The 21,813-nt window shown below is 43.7% G+C and carries 19 protein-coding genes and 1 other annotated feature; of the genes, 6 read left to right on the top strand and 13 right to left on the bottom strand.

Annotated features, from left to right (window positions below; translation table 11 throughout):
• Positions 1-31: 31 nt before the first annotated feature.
• From polX to zapA, 3 genes are all read right to left on the bottom strand, one after another.
• Positions 32-1,750: a DNA polymerase/3'-5' exonuclease PolX gene (gene polX, locus BS1321_RS20105; protein WP_063232769.1), complete on the bottom strand. Its 1,719-nt coding sequence runs from the start codon at positions 1,748-1,750 to the stop codon at positions 32-34.
• Positions 1,751-1,960: 210 nt separating this feature from the next.
• Entirely contained in the window at positions 1,961-2,506 is a 546-nt protein-coding gene (locus BS1321_RS20100; protein WP_063232768.1) for a CvpA family protein, read from the bottom strand.
• A gap of 4 nt (positions 2,507-2,510) precedes the next feature.
• Positions 2,511-2,771 (bottom strand): cell division protein ZapA, encoded by a 261-nt coding sequence (zapA, locus tag BS1321_RS20095; protein WP_063232767.1) that lies wholly within the window; start codon positions 2,769-2,771, stop codon positions 2,511-2,513.
• A gap of 172 nt (positions 2,772-2,943) precedes the next feature.
• On the opposite strand from zapA, the gene rnhC reads away from it, so the two are divergent.
• A complete protein-coding gene (gene rnhC, locus BS1321_RS20090) occupies positions 2,944-3,903 on the top strand; it encodes a ribonuclease HIII (protein ID WP_063232766.1) in 960 nt (319 codons plus the stop codon).
• A 132-nt stretch (positions 3,904-4,035) separates the two neighbouring features.
• Here the strand turns inward: rnhC and pheT are convergent, their stop codons facing one another.
• From pheT to BS1321_RS20075, 3 genes are all read right to left on the bottom strand, one after another.
• Complete coding sequence (gene pheT / locus BS1321_RS20085) at positions 4,036-6,450, bottom strand: phenylalanine--tRNA ligase subunit beta (protein WP_063232765.1); 2,415 nt, start codon at positions 6,448-6,450, stop codon at positions 4,036-4,038.
• Between the two features lie 28 nt (positions 6,451-6,478).
• Positions 6,479-7,519, bottom strand: a complete 1,041-nt coding sequence (gene pheS / locus BS1321_RS20080; RefSeq protein ID WP_063232764.1) for a phenylalanine--tRNA ligase subunit alpha — start codon at positions 7,517-7,519, stop codon at positions 6,479-6,481.
• A 58-nt stretch (positions 7,520-7,577) separates the two neighbouring features.
• Positions 7,578-7,819: a binding site (T-box leader), on the bottom strand.
• Between the two features lie 44 nt (positions 7,820-7,863).
• Complete coding sequence (locus tag BS1321_RS20075; protein WP_063232763.1) at positions 7,864-8,622, bottom strand: TrmH family RNA methyltransferase; 759 nt, start codon at positions 8,620-8,622, stop codon at positions 7,864-7,866.
• A 122-nt stretch (positions 8,623-8,744) separates the two neighbouring features.
• Between BS1321_RS20075 and sspI the strand changes: the two genes are divergently transcribed.
• Positions 8,745-8,954 (top strand): small acid-soluble spore protein SspI, encoded by a 210-nt coding sequence (gene sspI, locus BS1321_RS20070; protein WP_061464325.1) that lies wholly within the window; start codon positions 8,745-8,747, stop codon positions 8,952-8,954.
• A gap of 16 nt (positions 8,955-8,970) precedes the next feature.
• Here sspI and BS1321_RS20065 read toward each other — a convergent pair whose 3' ends face one another.
• From BS1321_RS20065 to BS1321_RS20030, 7 genes are all read right to left on the bottom strand, one after another.
• On the bottom strand, positions 8,971-9,354 hold the full coding sequence (locus tag BS1321_RS20065) for a general stress protein (protein ID WP_063232762.1): 384 nt from the start codon (positions 9,352-9,354) through the stop codon (positions 8,971-8,973).
• Positions 9,355-9,853: 499 nt separating this feature from the next.
• The gene (locus BS1321_RS20055) at positions 9,854-10,669 is read right to left on the bottom strand and encodes a general stress protein (RefSeq protein WP_063232760.1); all 816 of its coding nucleotides are present in this window, start codon (positions 10,667-10,669) and stop codon (positions 9,854-9,856) included.
• A 182-nt stretch (positions 10,670-10,851) separates the two neighbouring features.
• The gene (locus BS1321_RS20050) at positions 10,852-11,781 is read right to left on the bottom strand and encodes a YsnF/AvaK domain-containing protein (protein ID WP_063232759.1); all 930 of its coding nucleotides are present in this window, start codon (positions 11,779-11,781) and stop codon (positions 10,852-10,854) included.
• 255 nt (positions 11,782-12,036) lie between these two features.
• On the bottom strand, positions 12,037-13,362 hold the full coding sequence (locus tag BS1321_RS20045; RefSeq protein ID WP_063232758.1) for a (Fe-S)-binding protein: 1,326 nt from the start codon (positions 13,360-13,362) through the stop codon (positions 12,037-12,039).
• On the bottom strand, positions 13,359-14,771 hold the full coding sequence (glcD, locus tag BS1321_RS20040; RefSeq protein WP_063232757.1) for a glycolate oxidase subunit GlcD: 1,413 nt from the start codon (positions 14,769-14,771) through the stop codon (positions 13,359-13,361). Before glcD ends, BS1321_RS20045 begins: the two co-directional genes overlap by 4 nt.
• Before the next feature lie 118 nt (positions 14,772-14,889).
• A complete protein-coding gene (locus BS1321_RS20035) occupies positions 14,890-16,002 on the bottom strand; it encodes a PucR family transcriptional regulator (protein ID WP_063232756.1) in 1,113 nt (370 codons plus the stop codon).
• Between the two features lie 73 nt (positions 16,003-16,075).
• On the bottom strand, positions 16,076-17,764 hold the full coding sequence (locus BS1321_RS20030) for an L-lactate permease (protein WP_063232755.1): 1,689 nt from the start codon (positions 17,762-17,764) through the stop codon (positions 16,076-16,078).
• A 255-nt stretch (positions 17,765-18,019) separates the two neighbouring features.
• On the opposite strand from BS1321_RS20030, the gene BS1321_RS20025 reads away from it, so the two are divergent.
• From BS1321_RS20025 to BS1321_RS20010, 4 genes are all read left to right on the top strand, one after another.
• Positions 18,020-18,751, top strand: a complete 732-nt coding sequence (locus tag BS1321_RS20025) for a FadR/GntR family transcriptional regulator (RefSeq protein WP_063232754.1) — start codon at positions 18,020-18,022, stop codon at positions 18,749-18,751.
• A 173-nt stretch (positions 18,752-18,924) separates the two neighbouring features.
• Entirely contained in the window at positions 18,925-19,641 is a 717-nt protein-coding gene (locus tag BS1321_RS20020) for a (Fe-S)-binding protein (protein ID WP_063232753.1), read from the top strand.
• Positions 19,642-19,664: 23 nt separating this feature from the next.
• Positions 19,665-21,095: a LutB/LldF family L-lactate oxidation iron-sulfur protein gene (locus BS1321_RS20015; RefSeq protein ID WP_063232752.1), complete on the top strand. Its 1,431-nt coding sequence runs from the start codon at positions 19,665-19,667 to the stop codon at positions 21,093-21,095.
• Complete coding sequence (locus tag BS1321_RS20010) at positions 21,089-21,793, top strand: LutC/YkgG family protein (RefSeq protein WP_094246719.1); 705 nt, start codon at positions 21,089-21,091, stop codon at positions 21,791-21,793. Before BS1321_RS20015 ends, BS1321_RS20010 begins: the two co-directional genes overlap by 7 nt.
• The last annotated feature ends 20 nt before the right edge of the window (positions 21,794-21,813 follow it).

Here is a 21,813-nt window from a genome sequence, read left to right as displayed (position 1 = left end):
TTAAAGCTCCTCCTTATTTATGGGCAAATAGTTAATCATTTCTCTTTAAAAACGCTAATAAGCCGTCTGTATCCCTTGCATTAAGAACCGTTGATTCTTTAATCCAGCCCTTTTTGGCCGACGAGACCCCAACAGGCATATGTTCAAGCATGTCGATGCTGTGTGCATCCGTATTGATTACGATCGGAACGCCTGCTTCCTGTGCCTTGCGCAGATGGGGAGGTGCCAAATCCAATCGGTTCGGATTCGCATTCAATTCCAAGGCAGTATTCGTCTCACGAGCCAGTTCGATCAGCATCTCTATATCAACATCATATCCGGCGCGTCTGCCAATGATCCTTCCCGTTGGATGGGCGATGATATCGACATGCGGATTATTCAGAGCCGTTTTTAAGCGCTCCATGATCGTTTCCCGAGGCTGTGAAAAGCTTGAGTGAATCGATGCGATCACCAAATCCATCTCTGCAAGCAGCTCATCGTCATAATCAAGTGTCCCATCAGGAAGTATATCCATTTCAATCCCTGAAAGAACGGTAAAGTCAGCGTATTTTTCATTTAGTTCATGGATGATCCGTTTTTGTTCACGTAAACGTTCCACGGTCAAGCCGTTCGCCACTTTCAGATATTGCGAATGATCGGTGATGGCCATATATCGATACCCTTTTGCACGGCATGCTTCAATCATTTCTTCAATCGTATGGGCACCGTCACTCCATGTCGTATGCATGTGCAGGTCACCTTTGATGGCCTCTAAAGATATGAGAGGTTCATTTGCATCATAATGCTCCACTTCCGTTCCGTCTTCACGCAGTTCTGGCGGAATAAAAGGAAGGCCAAAATGATTATAAAATTGTTCTTCCGTTTCAAAAGTCAATACATCACCGGTTTCAGTCACTTCCACCCCATATTCGCTGATTTTCTCTCCGCGATCTTTAGCCAGCTGGCGCATCCGCACATTGTGATCTTTCGAACCTGTAAAATGATGGAGTGTCGTGATGAATTCCTTATCCTTCACGATTCGGAAATCAACAGAAATATCATATTCATAATCAAGGACGACCGATACTTTTGTATCACCGGCCGCAATCACCTGCTTTATTCCCTTTAATGCAAGCAGTTGATTCTTAACCTCTTCAGGATGATCTGTCGAGATAATGAAATCGAGGTCCTTGATGGTTTCCCTCATACGCCGGATGCTGCCGGCCCTGGAAGAACGGATTATGTATTCCATGTTAGCAAGGGCCGTTTCAATATCATCCGCAATCGGCCTCATGAAGGCAAGGGGCAGCCGATCGGGCCTTGAACCCGCCTCGGCAATTGCAGACAGGATCTTAACTTCCGTTTTTTTGCCGAAACCGGCAAGCGCCGCAACCCTGCCTTCCTCACAGGCGATTTTAAGATCATTCACATCATTGACATGCAGCTCTTTATGAAGCTTGGCAATTTTCTTCCCGCCCAAACCTTGAAGCTGAAGGAGCGGAATCAATCCTTTTGGCACCTGCTCCTGAAGCTCTTCAAGTACCGTCGATTTTCCCTCATTTATATACTCTTCGATGACCGATGCCGTTCCTTTCCCGATTCCATTTAAAGCGGTAAAGTCTTCGATGGCCGACAGGCTCCGGTCATCCGTTTCCAAGGCGCCCGCTGCCTTTCGGAAAGCTGAAACCTTGAACGGGTTCTCTCCTTTTAGTTCCATATATATTGCAATTTTTTCTAATAGTTTAATGATATCTTTTTTATTAATTGTCATTTAATTCACCGCCGAAAAAATTAGTAGGGTGTCCCATGTTCACTTTCTTAAAGATACCTTTCTTGGAGGTAAAGTACAAGCAGTCCGATTCCTACCTTTCGAATCAAATAGGAGGAAGTTACATGCTGCTACATAAAAAGGGGCCTCCCCCGTTCAAAGTATAGGAATCCAGGACTTTGAGAAAGGGAGGCAGGCCCACTTATACTGACATTAAGATTGTTTTACATCCTGAAACCAAAGCTCCTTCACTTGCTCGGAAAGGAACGGCGTATGTTTCACGATCGATTCTGCCAGAAATGATCCCGTTAATGGTTTCTGGATGGAATCCATTGGCAGCATGGCAGCTATATATAATATAATAAACATGATAAGATAGACTTCTAGAAAACCCAATATCCCTCCACCCCAGCGATTCAGCTGCTTTAATATCGGAAGATGGGTAATGAAGTTGAGCATGGATCCTATCATTTGCCAAAGAATCTTGGCAGCAAAGAAAATGATTGCAAAGGCAATAGCATTGTAATACGCCGTATCAAGCCCGACTGTATCGAAAAACATATTAAGGGTCGAGGAATCACCCATCGTTGGAAACGGGATCCACAATTTCAAATTGGGAGCAAGATCTCCGTAAAATACATATGCGACGATGAAGGCCACTATGAACCCTGTCATATGAACCAATTGTAAAATGAAGCCACGCTTTAAACCGATTAATAAACCGATTAAAAGAATGGCCAGTATTGCTAAATCAAGCATGTACTCAGTCCTTCTCTCTCTTTAATTCCAGTTGAAGCTGGTCTAATTCATCTTTTAATTTAATATATTCGTGGACGGTATTTACGGCCGTTAGCACTGCTAGCTTACTTGTATCCAAGTATCGATTTTTCATCCTGATCTCTCTCATTTTTTCGTCAACCATTGAAGCGACCAGGCGCATATGACTTGCGCTTTCTGTGCCGACGATTGTATATGGTTGTCCGTATATATCAACTGTTGTTTTATTTCGTTTATCGTCTGACAAAATGATGCCCCCAATCTAAACAATCCTAATTCTATCATATCATGAAGTTTTTCGTCACGAAAGAGAGTACATCGTCATTTCTTGCATAAAAATTTCAATAATTTGTCAAACGAAATCGAATTTAGGAAGAAGATTACCCAATAAACAAAATGAAGTTAGGAGCTTACCCATTATGTCCCATGTTGTTTTACTTATCAGTCCTGAACAAATAAAGGCGATGAAGTCCCATTATTCTTCATCCTTGGCCGCCAAGCTTCCCCCGGGGAGCATCTTTTCCGCCAAACCGCCGCTATGTACGGTGACCGCCTATAAATCCGGAAAGGTACTTTTTCAGGGTAAGAATGCCGAACTAGAAGCGGTAAAGTGGCAAAAAGGCACCACTGCTGCGGCTCCAAAGAAAAAAACGGCATCATCTGCATCAGTCAACGTCCATCGATATTCGCCACCTGCAAATATCGGAACCATGTCAGTGATTGGTTCCGATGAGGTCGGAACAGGAGACTATTTCGGCCCGATGACCGTCGTAGCCGTTTATGCAAAAAAGGAGCAACTAGCCCTATTGAAGGAGCTTGGTGTCCAGGATTCCAAAAATCTGAAAGATCCACAGATCATCGAAATTGCCAAACAGATTAAGGATGTAGTGCCATTCAGCCTGCTTACATGCGACAACCCGAAATATAATGCGCTGCAGGCAAAGGGAATGTCACAAGGAAAAATGAAGGGACTCCTCCATAACCAAGCAATCAAGAATCTCATTCAAAAAATCCAGCCGGAACAAGCGGAAGCGGTCCTTATTGATCAATTCGCTCAACCAGAGGTATTTTTCAATTACCTAAAAGGGCAAGAACTATTCCAAGCTAATGCCACCTATCTATGTACAAAAGCGGAAGGCATTCACCTTGGAGTAGCAGCCGCATCCATCCTGGCCCGATATGCATTCGTCAAACGCTTTGACTTGCTGAGTGAAAAAGCCGGATTCAAAATCCCAAAAGGTGCCGGATTTGCAGTCGATGAAGCCGCCGCAAGGTTGATTCATGAAAAAGGAATCGATTCCTTACACGAATTCACGAAAACCCACTTCGCCAATACAGAAAAAGCGAAGCGACTATATCAACAGAAATATCATAAATAGAAGAAAGCGGCTGATCTTTCGGAACAGCCGCCTTTTACTCGTGAGTTTACGCGGTTTACTCGTGAGTTTGTTCCGTTTACTCGTAAATCCAAAAAGACAGCTCCCCAAGATTCAGGGAGCTGTCTTTTGGTTTTATCCTCTTAGTTCTGCGCCAGCTTTTTCTTTAACGGCTTCAAGAACTTTATCATGTGCTTTTGTAATGTCCTCGTCCGTTAGAGTACGTTCCGGATCGAAGTATTTCAGTGAGTAGGCAATGGATTTCTTGCCTTCCTCCATTCTTTCACCTTCGTATAAGTCGAAGATGCTTACTTCCTTCAGCAGTTTGCCACCGGCTTCTTCAATAATATCCTGAATGTCCCCGGCTTTCGTAGCTTGATCCACAACGAGCGCGATATCGCGTGTTGTTGATGGATAGCGCGGAATGGTTTGGTACGCAATCGGCGCGACTTCGGCTTCGGCCAATGCTTTTAAGGAAAGTTCGAAAATGTATGTTTCTTTAATATCCAAGTCTTTTTGGACAGTTGGGTGCACTTGGCCGATAAAGCCAATTACTTCACCATTCAATATTACTTCCGCTGTCCGTCCTGGATGCATGTCGTTGATTTCCGCTTGGCGATAACTGATTTGATCAGCTAATCCAAGTGTGTCGAATAATGCTTCGATCACGCCTTTGGCTACAAAGAAATCCACTGGTTTCTTTTCACCTTGCCATAGATGTGACTCCCATAAGCCAGTGATTGCTCCAGCAATATGTTCTTTTTCTTCAGGCAGTTCTTGTTCGTCACGCTTAAAGAATACGGAACCGACTTCATACAGTGCCAGTGAATCAATTTGGCGGGCATTGTTATATTTCACGACTTCTAGCAATTGAGGCACGATGCTTAAACGCAGCTGGCTTCTTTCTTCACTCATTGGCATTGCTAATCGTATGGATTCTCTTGCTTCCAATGCGAATTGGGACGCTTTTTCCTGGCTTGTCAGTGAATAGGTCACAGCTTGATAAAGGCCTGCGCCTTCAAGTGTACGTCGTGCCTTCCGCCGTTTAATTTGATAGTCAGTCAATTGGCCTGGGGTAGCAGAACCGATCGGCAGTGTAGTGGGAATGTTATCATATCCATATAAACGTGCAGCCTCTTCGACTAAATCAGCCTCAATCGTAATATCACCACGGCGCGTCGGGACTGTGATTGTGAACGTTTCATTGTCAAGTTCCACGCCGAATTGCAGACGCTTGAAGATCGATTCCACAACTGATACGGTCATGCTTGTTCCAAGAAGTGTGTTGATTTTTTCAAGAGTGATGCTAATGACCGCAGGTTCCATTGTCAATTCGTCAACTTCTGCTGCTCCTTGTAAGACTGTTCCGCCTGCATATTGTGCAATCAATTGTGCAGCACGTTCTCCAGCTTCACGAACACGGGCCGGGTCGACGCCTTTTTCAAAACGGGCACTAGCTTCACTGCGTAATCCATGGTCCTTTGAAGCTTTACGAACTACTGTACCTGCAAAATATGCACTTTCAATAATGATGTTCGTCGTATCATTTTTCACTTCGGAATCCGCTCCGCCCATCACACCAGCTATCGCAACAGGCTCGCTGCCATTTGTGATCACTAAATGGTCAGGTGTCAAAGCGCGTTCCGTTTCATCCAAAGTTACGATTTTTTCAGCATCCTTCGCTCTGCGGATGACGATTTCCTTTGAACCAAAGCGGTCATAATCAAAGGCATGAAGCGGTTGACCGTATTCAAGTAAAATGTAGTTCGTGATATCCACCACATTATTATGAGGACGGATACCTGCAGACATCAACCGAGTCTGCATCCAAAGCGGTGAGGGTCCTACCTTAACATCCTTGATGATTTTAGCAATGTATACCGGGTTATCTTCTTTCGCTTCCACTTTGACACTGATATAATCTGATGCTTTTTCAGCTGCCTCTACTTTCTCGACAACCGGCCATTTCACTTCACGGCCTAGAATGGCTCCCACTTCGTATGCAACACCAAGCATGCTCAATGCGTCGGAACGGTTTGGAGTCAGCCCAAGTTCCAGCACTTCATCACTTAAACCAAGTTCCTCCAATGCATCTTTCCCTACTTCCACATCATTTGGGAAGACGAAGATACCTGTAGCGTAATCCTTGGAAACGAGCTTGGATTCGAAGCCCAATTCTTGAAGAGAGCAAATCATCCCGTGCGATTCCTCTCCGCGAAGTTTCGCTTTCTTGATTTTGAAATTACCTGGAAGGACTGCGCCAACAGTAGCGACTGCGACTTTTTGGCCTTTATCGACATTCGGTGCTCCACAGATGATCTGAACGGGATTTTCGGCCCCGATATCAACTTGGCATTTATTCAATTTATCCGCATTTGGATGCTGTTCACGTTCAATGACATGCCCGATGACGACTCCTTTTAGCCCTTCACTTTTCTTTTCTACCCCTTCAACCTCAATGCCGCTTTTCGTGATTTTGTCAGCTAGCTCCGTCGCATTGATGCCTGAAAGGTCAACATAATCTTGTAACCATTTATATGACACAAACATGGTAGGTCCTCCTTTTTAAAATAAAAATTTATGCTTCGTGATGGTTGAATTGTTTTAAGAATCGAACATCATTCGTATAGAAATGACGGATATCGTCCACACCGTATTTCAACATGGCAATTCGTTCCACGCCGATTCCAAATGCGAATCCGGAGTATTTCTTGGAATCGAAGCCAGCCATTTCAAGGACGTTCGGATGAACGATCCCGCCGCCAAGCACTTCGATCCAGCCTGTTTGTTTACATACGCTGCAGCCTTTACCACCGCAGATTTTACAAGAAATATCCACTTCGACGGAAGGCTCCGTAAATGGGAAGAAACTTGGACGAAGACGGATTTCACGGTCTTGCCCGAATACTTTTTTCGCAAATACGTCAAGCGTTCCTTTCAGGTCGCTCATGCTGATGTTCTCATCGATGACCAAGCCCTCAATTTGCTGGAATTGATGGGAGTGTGTAGCATCATCGTTATCACGGCGATATACTTTTCCTGGGCAAATGATTTTAACAGGACCTTGACCTTTATGTTTTTCCATCGTTCTGGCTTGAACAGGTGAAGTGTGCGTACGCATAAGGATTTCATCCGTGATGTAGAAGGAATCCTGCATATCACGTGCCGGATGGCTTTTTGGCAAGTTAAGTGCCTCGAAGTTGTAGTAGTCACTTTCAACTTCAGGACCTTCCGCAACGGTATAACCCATACCAATGAATAAGTCTTCGATTTCTTCCACAACACGTGTTAATGGGTGAAGATTTCCCTTGTTTACCGGACGTCCTGGAAGTGTGACGTCAATCGTTTCAGTTGCTAGCTTTGCATTGACTGCCGCAGTTTCAAGTGTTTTTTGTTTCTCCTCGATCTTTGTTGCGATCGCTTCCCGTACATCATTGGCTAGTGCCCCGATTTTCGGGCGTTCTTCGGCAGATAATTTACCCATGCCGCGCAATACCTCAGTGATTGGCCCTTTTTTCCCTAAATAAGCAACACGGACTTCATTCAGTTCTTTTAATTCGGAAGCGGCGGCAACTTTTTGCAACGCTTCTTCCTGCAGTTCTAGTAATCGTTCCTGCATCATGTCTTCCTCCTTTATTTTCCTTTTGTAAAAATGAACACAAAAAAACCCCGATCCCTAAAGGGACGAGGTTTATGTATCGCGGTACCACCCTTATTAGTGCACAAACAAAAAAACTTATGCACTCACTTCATTAAAAATAACGGCTCTTCACCGGAACATTTTTCGGACATCCTGTCTTCCCAATGCCAACTCGAAAGGTGAATTCCCTTAAGCAGTGCCATAAAAATGCTTTCAGTCAAGGCATTTTTTCCCTGGATATGGTTAACTTAAGCTACTACTCTTTGTCATCGTTGTTTTCATTATAAAATTCTGTTTTATTATATTATAATTCTTCGGCCGTTTCAAATCGATTTTCGTAAATGGTACATTAAAATCCCGGCAGCAATCCCCACATTCAATGATTCGCTTTTTCCGTAGATGGGAATATAAAGGTTTTTAGTCGTCTTCTCCAGTAATTCCTTCGATACTCCTTGGCCTTCATTACCGACCAGCAGGGCAAAACGGGAAGACTTTTCCACTTCTTCAAATGGTGATGCGCCTTCTAATGCCGTGCCATAAACCGGAGTGCCGCTTTGCTTCAGCTCATCGATGATTTCGGAAAGGTTACCTTTAATGACAGGCATATGGAAGAGGCTCCCTTGCGTCGAACGGACTACTTTGGGATTATACAAGTCAGCACACCCTTCGCCAAGAATGACCGCATCGATTCCAGCTGCATCAGCTGTCCTGATCATCGTTCCAATATTCCCCGGATCTTGGACGGCATCGATCAACAATAGTTTATCCGGATTTATGGACGCCATGCTAGTTGATTTCTGTTCACAAACCGCGGCGATTCCCTGCGGGGCTTCGGTATCGCAAATCGCCTTCATAATATCATTTTTCACATAAATGAGTTCTGTGCCTTCCACCTTAAAATGTGCAGGCATTTCAGTTTCTTCATTGATGATCACTTCCAAGACAATTTCTTCTTTTAGGGCTTCTTCAACTAGGTGAAAACCCTCGACTAAATATTTCCCTGTTTTATCTCGTTCTTTTTTCGTCAAAAGTTTTTTCCATTGCTTAACTTGAGGGTTTTTTACGGATTCGATATATTTCAAGGGTAAACGCTCCTTTAACTTCACACTGATTTTCCTATTATAACGCAATTTACATACATATTGCATGCGAGTTTGTGAAATGCTATTACTGTCAGTCATTATGTGTTAGAGGAGGAATAATTATGAATTTAAACTTACGTAATGCGATCATCCAAAATGTATCTGGAAATTCGCAAGATCAGCTGGAAGACACGATTGTCGATGCCATACAAAATGGCGAGGAAAAAATGCTTCCTGGATTGGGAGTATTATTCGAGGTCATCTGGCAAAATTCATCTGAGCAGGAAAAACAGGAAATGATCACTGCCCTCGAAGCAGGATTAAAAAAATAACAGCCTTCAAAGGCTGTTATTTTTTTAATTTCGCTACGCCAGCCTTCAGTTCTTCGATGGAGACTTCTTCATCGAGCAGCAAGAAGAATTTTTTTGCGCTCACTTCTTGAAGCATCGCTTTTGTCTCAGCAAAAGAGTAGCCGTATTTCGTGAAAAAGCTGCGTAAATCTCCAGATCCTTCATCTGTGAAGTAGTGGAAGATTCTTAAAAAAAGAGTGTCCTCCTTATCCTGATTGGCGATGATCAGTAAATCCGTATGTTCATTTCCAAGCTGCACATCTTTTTTTATATCAGCTGCCACTGTCATTTGGGTGCCAGACACGCCTTTAGCTTTTAAGTCTTGAATTGCAGCAAGTAGTTCCGGATTAGAGTCAAAAACACCATATACGTTTTTTTCCATGTTTCTCCCCCTCCTTGTTACTCTACTTAAAATAAAATTCCTTTGTCATTATACCTTGCGGCTTTATCAATAAACAAGCAAATAGTCTATTGAGAATTCCTGATAATGAACGAGGAAACCCTTTTCCTAAAGGGTTTCTTAAAAAATAACAGCCTGGTTCAGAAAGTTCGTTTTGTAGATAAAAGGGGGGCGAAAATATACCATTCATCAAAGATGTCTCCGAACCAACTGACCCAAAGTAAAAATCTTCAACTCCTCAGGTATGGATTTCTATCTAAATGTTATAACAAAGTTGGAGGAAGGTGCGAGACTCCTGCGGGACAAGCGTGAGGAGACCCCACAGGTGCAATCCGGGGGCCGGACCGCCCGCGGATTGCGGTGCCTGAAATCAAAATCAACGTCCAAATTGTACAGGCCATAAAGAAACTGTAGACAAACTCGATTTTCATCTAGTTTGTCTACAGTTTGAACAGCCTTGTTCAGGCCGTTATTTTTGTTCTTACAGATTATCGGTATTAATTCGATTTTTGATGTATTCATCCTTCAAGCCTTCCTCTTGCTGATCACTTAGAGCATTCGTGCTCACGGTCTGATCCAGTGATCCTTGAGTATCCAGGGCTTTGTCAGTATCGGAAGAAAACGGGTCTGCATGAGGGTCGCTTGCTAGTGTCCCTTCATAATCCCATGGCTTTTGCACCTTATATTTTCCGGTGGAGTTCCCCCTGATTTCCCTTTCTTGAGCTGGCTTCGTATCTAGCTCTTTATTTTCAAAGATGTTGGCAGAATTTCCGTGAAGTTCTTCGCTTCTTCCTGGCTGTGCTTCGACTTCCCTTGTTTGATAGGCATTCGCTGTTGTTTCAGGAAAAAGGTTTGGGTCCGGATTGTTCACCACCCCTGTTTTAAGCGGGTTCTCTGCTCGTAGTTCGTCAGTATAATTGGAAGTTACGCTTTCTTGTGCTGATACGGTTTCCGATTCATCTAAAAGAATCAAGAATTTCCCAGCCTCCACTTCATTTATATAAGCGGTGGCTTCACTATCGGCAAGCCCTAAGTCACCTAGCCGGTTCCTTATATCTTCAGAACCCTCGTTCAAGAAGAAGTGTTTCATCTTTTCAATGAAGGAATCATCGTTCGAGTTAGTAACGACGTCGACGTCGACATCGCCATCCCGCTTTGAATTGACGAAATCCAAATCTTCTTTCTTATCAGCCATCACGGTTATTTCTCCTTCATGGACCCCCTTTTCCTTTAGGGATTGTATAGCCTGGATTATTTCTCTTTTTGTATTAAAAACACCATATAATGTTTTTCCCATGCATCTTCCTCCTCCTATTATTCCGATATTTCTTCTTATGTGTATTTATACCCTGATGGGTGCTAATTAAACAAAAAATGGTCCATTCAAAGGTTTGCCTTCGCTAGACTCGAACCTTTAATCATTCTTTAAAATCAAAAGAAGCCTGCAGTTTTTAAAACTGCAGGCCATTTCCTTCACTCTTAGAAGCGGTCGATTCTACGTTCAGTTGCCTTTTTCTCATTCACGATAGATTCATCTGTACTATCAAGCTGGATATCTTCCTTTTTAAGAGTATCCTGAACTTGTTCCGTTTCTTGTACAGCATGTTTCTTGATGACAATTTCATCTGTGACAACCGGTTTTTTCGAAACTTCCAATTTTTCTTCAACAACTGGGATTCGTAATGTTTCCCCATCTTCAATGCTTCCGGTTTCCAGATTCGCTTCACGTCCTGAAACTGATCTATGCTCGACTGTCACTTCTTCGTGTTCAACAGGGACATTAATCGTTTTATGTTGTTCATTGACTTCTTTGTTAATGACGACTTCACCTGTCTGTACTCTTTCTTTGTCAATGTTCAGCTGTTCTTCCCGAAGTGTAAGCGTCCTTTCATCCTCAGGCAATTCACGGCCTTGTCCGTTGACTCCATAAACATCTTCTTTATTTAATGCATCGGTTTTTTCAGTGCCGTTATATAGTGGGTTGGTGGAGTTTGTATCAAGTCTTGTACCGGCAGTGTCCATTTTTCCGGTAGTGAAATTATCTCTTGCCGTTGCAAGGTGGCCTTCACCTTCTTCAACCAGAACCAAGACTTTTCCATTTTCTACATCAAAGACATGTTCAGCCGCATCACTGTTCGAAAGGCCTGCATTCGCCAATCTTGTTGAAAGGTCTGCCGTATCTTCCGGCATGAAGAAACGTGCCACCTTGTCCATAAATGATTCGTCGTTAGGTACATTCGTCATTGTATGAACATCCGTTTCGCGTTGATGGTTCGTGAAATCCAATGTTTCTTCCTTGTCTGCGACGACCGTAATATCGTCTCCTTCAAAGCCCTTTGCCTTAAGTGCATTAATTGCTTGGATCACTTCTGCATTTGATTCATATACGCCATATACTGTTTTATTCATTTTACATTCCTCCTTAGGTTATGTTGTTTCTTTTAGTGGATGCTATATATAAACTCTACCCGCTATGTTCCTAAGTAAACGAGGAATCAATATTTCATTTATGTTATATCATTTACATTTTGTTCTCAGCACAGAACGCTTTTTCAATTGAAATCCAGGCTTTACAAGGGTTTCCCCCTTTATTAAAATGTAATGTTTAACCAAATAATTTCATTTTCATTTTTTTCAAATACTTCTTAAATCTTTTTTCTTCTATTATAATGCCACAGCCTTTATTAGTAGGTCCGCTATATGCACCGCTTTCGTACATTCCCCCAAGTTTTCCCTCTCGATCCCCAGTTGCATTTGCAACAGACAGCCAGGGTTTGCCGTGACAACAATATCGGCCAGTGTCGATTTCGTGTGCTCCATTTTAGAGTCGAGAATTTTCATGGACATCTCTGATTCAACAATATTATAAATCCCAGCGGAGCCGCAGCACCGATCCGCATCCTTCATTTCCCTGAAATCAACTCCATCTATCGATTGAAGGAGAATTCGCGGAGCTGAGGAGGTGTTCATCACATTCCGTAAGTGACAGGAATCCTGGAAAGTTACAGATTGAGCTGGCAGTTTCAAGCGAACTTTTTCCTGAAAACGCAAATCAACAAGAATCTGGCTGATATCTTTCAACTTATTTTTAAATACGATTGCACGATCGTGCCATTCCGGTTCATCTTGGAGCAGATGGTCATAATCTATGAGAAAAGCTCCACAGCCGCCGGCATTCGTAATAATATAATCAACTTCCTCCGCTTCAAAAGCTTCTATATTACGCTTGGCCAGTTGCTTGGCACCTGCTTTTTCACCGCTGTGTCCATGCAGCGCCCCGCAACATGCCTGGGATTTCGGAATCACGATTTCACATCCGGCCAGCTGAAGAAGCTTTAGTGTGGCCTTGTTCGTTTCCAAAAACATCGTATCCATCAAGCAGCCGGAAAAGAAAGCCACCTTTTTGAGTGGCGTACCGATTGCAGGCAGCTCGGTTGGCCTATTTTTCATTTCTGATTTTTTCGGGACTTTCGGAAGCACTTTTTCCATGGTTGCCAAATTATCCGGAAGCATGTTGAGGACTCCCGTTTTACGGGCCATGTATTGCAGGCCTGATCTCTGATAGAAGCCAAGCAAACTTGTCATGGCCTGCATTCGCTCCTGGTGCGGGAATAATCCACTAAAAACGGCCTTGCGGATTGTTTTTACAGGGTAACTGTGCTTTTTATTCTGATGGATGATATCCCTTGCTTCTTCAAGAAGATGTCCATATTTCACACCTGAAGGACACACAGGTTCACAAGCCCTGCAGCCGAGGCAAAGACTCAACGAACGTTCTACATCCTCATCGGGCTCAATCACACCATCTGCCACCGCTTTCATAATTGCAATCCGTCCCCTTGGTGAATGGGATTCCTTCAGCCCCGATTCTATGTATGTCGGGCAGTGGGGTAAGCAAAAGCCGCAGCGCATACAATTCAACAATTCATCTTCATTCATTTTTTCCGCGAATTGAATGGCAATGGTTTCCCTTTCCTGAACGGTCGTCATGAAGAAACCACCACCCTTTTCCTTGTTTCCTTGGCAAATACTTTTCCGGGATTCATGATGTTATTGGGATCGAAAGCTTGTTTAATCGCTCTCATGGCATCAATCCCTTCTTTCTTAAGCTTCCATTCAAGATAAGGGGCCTTCATCGCTCCTACACCATGTTCACCGGTAATCGTCCCGCCAAGGTCGATAGCCGCGGCAAAAATGTCGGCAAAAGCGAGCTCCACTCTCTCCATTTCCTCATGATCACGAGCATCGGTAATGCACGTTGGATGCAGGTTCCCATCCCCAGCATGACCGAAAGTGCAAATGTCCACGTTATGCTTGCCAGCGATCTCATTAATCGCCCTGACCATTTTGGCAATTTCCGACCGGGGAACAGTTGCATCTTCCAAAATGGTCGTCGGCTTGAGGCGTGCCAGTGCGGAAAGGGCGGTCCGTCTTGCCGTTTTCAAGGCGACAGCGTCAGATTCCGTTTCGGCAATTTCCACAGAAACCGCCTTTTCCTCTAGACAGATATCGGCCATCCTTTTCATATCACGTTCAACCACTTCAGGCGGACCATCCTGTTCAATCAGCAGGACGGCTTCCACATTGGTGGGCAAACCGATTTTCGCGAAGTCCTCAACCACGATCAACGTCGGCCGATCAAGAAATTCCAATGTAACAGGAATGATTTTATTTGAAATGATCTTGGCCACTGATTGGGCTGCAGCATCCAGATCTTGATATAAGGCAAGCATCGTCTTTGTCGTTTCCGGCATTGGGATCAGCTTTAAGATCGCTTCCGTAACGATGCCCAAGGTCCCTTCCGATCCGACAAAAAGCTTCGTTAAATCATATCCGGCTACATCTTTGGCAAGCTTGCCCCCTGTTCGAATGATATCCCCATTCGGAAGGACAACTTCAAGCCCGATGACATAATCACGGGTGACTCCGTACTTTAATCCTCGCAGTCCACCAGAGTTCTCATTAATGTTGCCGCCAATCGTGGAGATTTTCATCGAACTTGGATCCGGCGGATAAAATAATCCCTTCTCTTCAACTGCCGAAATCAAGTCCAATGTGATGATCCCAGGCTGTACGGTCGCCGTTAAGTTTTCCTCATCTATTTCAAGTAATGAATTCATTCGATTGAATAAAAGGACAAGCCCCCCCTCAGTCGGGCAGGTACCTCCACTTAAATTCGTCCCAGACCCGCGTGGAACGATCGGAACATTATATTCGTTGCAAACTTTGACGATGGCTGCGACTTCAGCTGTGCAGCCCGGTTTAATGACAGCATCCGGCATCGCTTGAAACCCTGGCGTTGCATCATATGAATAGACTAGACATTCCACTTTCGAGTCATCGTAATTCTCCTGACCGACGATGGTAAGAAGTAGCTGCTTAACCTGCTTTGTTAACATGTATATCCTCCTCATATAAACAGATGGTATTCGATATTTTTTATATGATTTAAGTATAAGAAATAAAACATTCAACCTTCTATGTATGAACATATAGAATTTAGAGATTTCCATAGAATTAATTTGTATGTTTATCCAATATACTTAATGCTAGATACATAGTGACTAAATCGGCCAGCTTTCTAGGATTCAGTTGGGTCAAATCTTCTATGCGCTTGAGCCTGTAATGGAGGGTATTGATATGGATATGCAGGGCTCTGGCGGTCTCCTTCAAAGATAGATCACATGCAAAATACATGGAAAGAGTCTTAAGCAGCTCCTCATTAGGAAGTAAATCCTGAATCGTCCGGGATAAATATTCGTGTTTTGTTTCAGCGGTAACTTCATCAAGCAGGACCTCAAGCTTCAAGTCCTCGTCAAATATAATCCTCGATGAAGGAAACGAGATTTTCAAGGAACGTTCCGCTTTAAAAAACGCTGACCTGAAAGCGGATCCTGATGCACGTGAACTAACTCCTGCACACACTTTATAACCCGAACTCTCTTCCAGCTTTTTTTGCAGTTTACTTAATTTCTTTAATTGTTGGATTTTTGAACCGATGAAATCGGCTATTGAAAGAATGACGAATTGGTTCCTCCCCCAACGGACTGCGATGTCATTGGGGTGCTGCTGACTTATGTATATCTGAAGCGCTCTCCACACATGGGGCTCAATGATTTCCTCAGTCTTAAATTCACCAAGGGTGATGATCCGGTCTGCATGAACATCGACCCCAAGCAACTTGGCCTTCTGAAGGAAAAGCTCATTGAAAGTCTGCAGCTGATGCCATTCAAATACAAAGAATTCCATCAGACGTGATTGGGATTCTGCTTGTTCGATGTGATAGCTTTCCTGAATGAACATCTCCGTCATCTTTTTTAAAAGTTCCGCATAGGGGGAAACATGTTTGGGGTCGCCCGTAATTCCAATGACACAAACGGCTTCCTGATTGAAGAAAATAGGTAGATTTATTCCTGCCTTCACTCCTTTCCAACTTCGTTCATCCTGTTTATTGATGATCAATTTCTCACGATTGTTGAAAGCGTGGATGGCTCCTTCATGATAAGATCCAATACGGCTGCTATCGGTGCTGGCGATAATCGTGCCAGCATGATCAATAATGATGATTTCCTCATCAATCAGTTTTCGAACCTCATGAACCAATTTTCCTGCCACAGTTGCCAATTGCATTATATGTCCTCCTTTTTGTAATGGATTTGGAAAAAATTTCGAGGCTCCCTTTCAAAAGGGAGCCTCATTCTACTTATGGAATCATCCAGGAAAGGACGCCATTTTGCAAGAAGGTAATCACACAAACAAGCAGCAATAAGAAAATACTATGTTTGAGCGTGAATCTCAATAATTCTGATTCCCTGCCCGCCAATCCAACGGCGGCACAAGCAATTGCTATCGATTGGGGGGAAATCATTTTTCCAGTGACCCCTCCGGAAGAGTTCGCCGCTAGTGCCAGGACCGGTTCCATCCCCACTTTAAGAGCGGTCACTTTCTGCAGACTGCCAAATAAGAGGTTGGCTGATGTATCCGATCCGGTAATGAACACACCCAACCAGCCGAGAACCGGTGCGAAGAACGGAAATAAATCACCCGATTTTGCAAGGGTCATCCCTAATGTTGTCGACATGCCTGAAGCATTCGTCACATAGGCAAAAGCCACTACGGTAGAAATCATCAAGATTGGTTTTGCCAACTCTTTCATCGCTTCAACAAAAGTGCTATAAAAGTCTTTTGCAGACATGTGGGCGATGAACTTCGTAACGATGGCAGCCAGTAAAATGGCGGTCCCGGCTGCTCCGAGCAGTTCTATTTTATAGAAAGCCGCAATCGGCAATCCATTGCTTCCGATTATCTCATTATGCAGACCTGGGACTTCGATTTGGAAGGTTAATAGTTTCCCAATTTCATTGATTCCGCCAAGCAACACATTGTTGCCTTCATAATGTCCTGAGAGTGCCGGCTTTATTGGGTTCATCCCCCATATTGTTATGAAAAGCGTTAACAGAAGGAATGGTGACCAGGCATGGAATATCTGCCATTTCGTGTATTTTGTTTCCGCTTCGGCTGTAGATAAAGGTTCGACAGCTGCTGCCGTTTCCTCGGATGCAAAGCGGAAGATCGTTTTAGGTTTCCAGAATTTAAGGAAGATCGCCAATGCAAATAGTGACACTAATGCTGAAAGGATGTCTGGTAATTCGGGCCCAAGAAAATTTGAACTTAAGTACTGTGTGATGGCAAAGGAAAATCCCGAAACCAAAATTGCCGGCAAGACTTCAAGCGACCTTTTCCACCCAGTCATTATTAAAATGAGATAAAGCGGAATGAAAGCCGAAAGGAATGGCAATTGACGGCCGACCATTTTTGAAATCTCCATGGCGGCTATGCCAGTAGGGCCTTCCATGGCGATGATCGGTATTCCAACCGCCCCGAATGCTACCGGAGCGGTATTCGCGATCAAACAAATCCCTGCTGCATATAGCGGGTTAAATCCGAGACCGACTAAAAGCGCCGCTGAAATGGCGACCGGTGCTCCAAATCCAGCGGCACCTTCTAAAAAGGCCCCGAAAGAAAATGCCACCAATAATGCCTGAAGGCGGCGGTCTTCCGTAAGCGAAAGCACCGAAGAACGAATGATATTGAATTGTCCGCTTTTAACGGTCATTTTGTACAAAAATACGGAAGTGATGATTATCCATCCGATTGGGAGCAGCCCATATACGGCTCCTTGTGAAGCAGACATCACTGCTTTTCCTGCCGGCATTCCATATATCAATACAGCCACTGCAAGAGCTACAAGCAACGTGGTTATACCTGCAATGTAACCTTTCATCCGTTTGATGGTAAGTGCCCAAAAAAAGTAAAGAATTGGAATGAGTGCGGCAAGAGATGATAAAACTAAATTATCGGTGATCGGCGTAAAGTTTTGTGTCCATGTCATTCATTTCGACTCCATTTTCTATAAATTTTTTTAAATAATTCAGAAATCAATCGCTAATTGAAACCCCTTACATATCTGAAAATTCTAAGTCATCAGATGACTTGATGAGTACTCATTAAAATTAAATGATTAAAAATATAAAATCAAGATTTTTTTTATTTTTTGTTGATTTTTTAACCTTCTGGAAGTGTCAAAGATCATTTGTGTTATATAATATTAACCAGAGAAACTCATAGAAAATAGAGGTGCTACTACTTGGTATATAAAAAAATAAAGCCGAAAAAAATTTATGAAGAAGTCAGCGATGAACTTTATGAAATGATTCGGTCAGGCAGCCTGAAACCAGGTGAACAATTGGATTCCATTCAGCAGCTTGCGGAAAATTTCCAAGTCGGACGCCCGGCCATCCGCGAAGCATTAAGTGCATTGAGTTCAATGGGTCTTATTGAAATAAAACAAGGTGAAGGAACATTCGTCAAAACCTTCGACCCCACCATCATGAACCATCCCTTGTCTGCCGCCCTTTTGATGGGTCAAGACAATATCAAGCATTTACTGGAAGTCCGGAAAATACTTGAGTCCGGTACGGCGGAAGTGGCAGCGAAGATGAGAACGGAAGAAAACCTTATCGAACTAAAAGAAAGTCTTTTTAATATGGAAAAGGTATCCGACGATGAAGAACTCAGTGATAAAGCAGATATCGCCTTCCATGTTGCAGTGGCAAATGCATTACAAAATGAGCTGCTGATTACATTGATGAACCACGTTTCAGAATTAATGACGGAAAAGATGGGTGATATCCGCCGGATAGCGCTTTATTCCGAAGAGATGACACTTAAGCAGCTTTACCAGCAGCATGTCCGGATTCATGATGCAATCGTGGCAAAGGATGAAGACGGAGCGCGCAGTGCCATGCTGTTTCACCTTCAAAGCGTCGAGGAATCACTGGACCGGGTCATCCAAAAAAATCAGCAAAATTATAGTTGACCTTCCTTTAAATTTCAAAAATACCCTATACAAAAAAGGATTAAATTGATATATTATTTTGAAAACGATTACTTCATTTAAAAAGTCTTGGAAATTGGTCTTAACCATTTCCTTTTTCCATTTTTTAGTCATCAGATGACCTGTTAACCTATTAAAAAAAGGAGGAGTTCAAATTGAAAGTTACTCTCTTTGCAACATGTTTAGTGGATTTGTTTCAATCCAATGTCGGCAAAGCGACAGTGGAGCTACTCGAGAGATTAGGCTGTGAGATCGATTTCCCTGAGTCCCAGATATGCTGCGGACAGCCCGCATATAATAGCGGGTATACAAAGGAATCGAAGGAAGCTATGAAAAAAATGATTAAAACGTTCGCAGATGCTGAATACATTGTAACCCCTTCCGGTTCCTGCGCAGCGATGTTCAAAGAATATCCGGTCATTTTCAAAGGCGATGCCGAATGGGAAAAGAAAGCAGTATCATTAGCGGCTAAAACATATGAATTGACCCAATTCATCGTGGATGTCTTAAAAGTGACCGACGTCGGGGCGACCCTTAAGGGAAAGGCCACTTATCATACTTCGTGCCATATGACACGGCTGCTTAAGGTAAAGGAAGCACCTTCCATTTTGTTAAGTCATGTCAGGGGGCTGGAAATGACACCACTTCCGGATGCCCAAAACTGCTGCGGGTTCGGGGGGACCTTTTCGGTTAAGATGGGTGACATTTCCGGGCAAATGGTCGAGGAGAAAGTCTGCAATATTGAAGATACCGGGGCCGATTTTTTAATCGGCGGGGATGCAGGATGTTTGATGAATATCGGCGGACGGATCCAAAGGAAGGGGCAACCGGTGAAAGTGCTTCATATTGCGGAAGTCCTGAATAGTATTTAAAGAAAGCGAGGAGGGAAAAACTTATGGCTATGAAAACCAGTTCTGCCAAATTTAAAGACCGGGTGGATGAAGGAATACATAATGATTTTATGCGATTGGCCGTATCGAGTGCCCAAGAACGATTACACGGACGGCGGCTGACTGCCGTTGATGAATTGGGAAGCTGGGAGGATTGGCGTTCCCTTGGGGAAGAAATCCGGCAGCATGTGCTTAGTAACCTTGATTTCTATTTGCACCAGCTTGCAGAAAACGTTTCGAAAAGGGGCGGTCATGTCTTCTTCGCTGAGACGGCTGAAGAAGCAAGCGGATACATTAAGGATGTCATTTTAAAAAAGAATGCCAAAAAGGTCGTGAAATCAAAATCGATGGTCACTGAAGAGATCAATTTGAATGCAACTCTTGAAGGAGTTGGGCTCGATGTCGTTGAAACGGACCTTGGTGAATACATTTTACAAGTGGATGATCATGATCCCCCTTCCCATATCGTCGCACCTGCTCTCCATAAAAATAAAGAGCAGATTAGGGATGTTTTTAAAGAAAAGCTTGCATATACGCAAACCGAAAAACCGGAAGAGCTTACCGCACATGTGCGGGGCATTCTGCGGAAAGATTTCTTAAGTGCCGATGTGGGCATTACCGGCTGTAATTTTGCAATTGCGGAAACTGGCTCGATCGGTTTGGTGACGAATGAAGGAAATGCCGATTTGGTCACTGCCCTCCCAAAAACACAAATTACCGTGATGGGAATGGAACGGCTTGTGCCTACATTCGATGAATTCGAAGTCCTTGTCAGCTTATTGACAAGAAGCGCTGTCGGCCAAAGATTGACTAGTTACATCACCGCACTTACCGGTCCGCGGGATGAAGGCGATATAGACGGACCCGAGGAATTTCATCTTGTGATCGTAGATAATGGACGCTCCTCCATTTTAGGAACTGAGTTTCAATCCGTTCTTCAATGCATCCGCTGTGCGGCCTGTATAAATGTCTGCCCGGTCTATCGCCAGGTTGGCGGTCATTCATACGGTTCAATATATCCGGGACCAATCGGTGCTGTGCTTTCACCCTTACTCGGAGGATATGATGATTTCAAGGAATTGCCATATGCATCCACTCTTTGTGCAGCCTGTACTGATGCTTGTCCGGTAAAGATTCCTCTCCATGATTTACTGAGGAAGCATCGTGAAGTCATCGTTGAAAAGGAAAAAATGGCGCCATTTTCAGAAAAGATGGCCATGAAGGCCTTCGGTATCGGTGCGGCCTCGCCTATGCTTTATAAGTTCGGCTCCAAAATGGCCCCATCAGCGATGTCACCTTTTAAAACGGGGGATATCATCTCGAAAGGACCGGGACCACTCAAAACTTGGACAGAAAGCCGCGAGTTCCCTGCTCCAGGGAAAGAGAGCTTTCGGGACTGGTTCAAAAATCGGGAAAAAGGAGGGAAACCATCATGAATGGAACCATCCATAATGAAGGGACATTTTTAAACAATATAGCCAAAAACCTGGGAAGGGCTCCTATTACGAAAGGCATTTCCGTTCCGGAATGGAAGCACGCCCCCCAAAAAGAAGTTTTGAAACATGCGACACCAAATGATCTTGTCGCGGAATTGAAGGAACAATGTAAACGGGTGCATACTCAGTTTCACGTTACCGACTCCAAGCAAGTGATGCATTGTTTACAACAGGTGATCGAGGAACTTGGAAACGGACCCTTGATCATCCCTAAGGACGATCGATTTTTCAACTATGGGTTAGAGGGTATCTTAAAAGAAAAAGATGTCCATATATGGAATCACCAAGCCGGGAAAGAAAATATCGAAAAAGCAGAAAGTGCTAACATTGGAATCACATTCAGTGAGCTGACACTAGCAGAATCAGCAACCGTCGTCTTGTTCAGCGACAAGGACCACGGCCGTTCCATCAGCTTCCTTCCTTCCTGCCATGTTTCCATCATTCCAAAAAGCACCATCGTCCCGCGAATGACCCAGGCTGCTGCGGCCATCCGTTCAAAAGTTACCCGGGGCGAAGTCGTTCCTTCCTGCATCAATTTCATAACAGGACCGAGCAATTCGGCTGATATCGAAATGGACCTTGTCGTCGGCGTCCATGGACCCATCAAAGCGGTCTATATAATCGTCGAAGATAAGTAGAAATAAGAAAAAGAAAATGG

The organism is Peribacillus simplex NBRC 15720 = DSM 1321, assembly GCF_002243645.1.
Taxonomy (GTDB): Bacteria; Bacillota; Bacilli; order Bacillales; family DSM-1321; genus Peribacillus; species Peribacillus simplex.
Note: the sequence above shows the minus strand (reverse complement) of the source record. Positions and strands in the feature narration are given on the sequence as shown.

Excerpts from the sequence above, each read along its gene's own strand:
- polX (WP_063232769.1), bottom strand. The coding sequence starts at position 1,750 with ATGACAATTAATAAAAAAGATATCATTAAACTATTAGAAAAAATTGCA.
- BS1321_RS20100 (WP_063232768.1), bottom strand. The coding sequence starts at position 2,506 with ATGCTTGATTTAGCAATACTGGCCATTCTTTTAATCGGTTTATTAATC.
- rnhC (WP_063232766.1), top strand. The coding sequence starts at position 2,944 with ATGTCCCATGTTGTTTTACTTATCAGTCCTGAACAAATAAAGGCGATG.
- pheT (WP_063232765.1), bottom strand. The coding sequence starts at position 6,450 with ATGTTTGTGTCATATAAATGGTTACAAGATTATGTTGACCTTTCAGGC.
- pheS (WP_063232764.1), bottom strand. The coding sequence starts at position 7,519 with ATGCAGGAACGATTACTAGAACTGCAGGAAGAAGCGTTGCAAAAAGTT.
- sspI (WP_061464325.1), top strand. The coding sequence starts at position 8,745 with ATGAATTTAAACTTACGTAATGCGATCATCCAAAATGTATCTGGAAAT.
- BS1321_RS20065 (WP_063232762.1), bottom strand. The coding sequence starts at position 9,354 with ATGGAAAAAAACGTATATGGTGTTTTTGACTCTAATCCGGAACTACTT.
- BS1321_RS20055 (WP_063232760.1), bottom strand. The coding sequence starts at position 10,669 with ATGGGAAAAACATTATATGGTGTTTTTAATACAAAAAGAGAAATAATC.
- BS1321_RS20050 (WP_063232759.1), bottom strand. The coding sequence starts at position 11,781 with ATGAATAAAACAGTATATGGCGTATATGAATCAAATGCAGAAGTGATC.
- BS1321_RS20045 (WP_063232758.1), bottom strand. The coding sequence starts at position 13,362 with ATGACGACCGTTCAGGAAAGGGAAACCATTGCCATTCAATTCGCGGAA.
- glcD (WP_063232757.1), bottom strand. The coding sequence starts at position 14,771 with ATGTTAACAAAGCAGGTTAAGCAGCTACTTCTTACCATCGTCGGTCAG.
- BS1321_RS20035 (WP_063232756.1), bottom strand. The coding sequence starts at position 16,002 with ATGCAATTGGCAACTGTGGCAGGAAAATTGGTTCATGAGGTTCGAAAA.
- BS1321_RS20030 (WP_063232755.1), bottom strand. The coding sequence starts at position 17,764 with ATGACATGGACACAAAACTTTACGCCGATCACCGATAATTTAGTTTTA.
- BS1321_RS20015 (WP_063232752.1), top strand. The coding sequence starts at position 19,665 with ATGGCTATGAAAACCAGTTCTGCCAAATTTAAAGACCGGGTGGATGAA.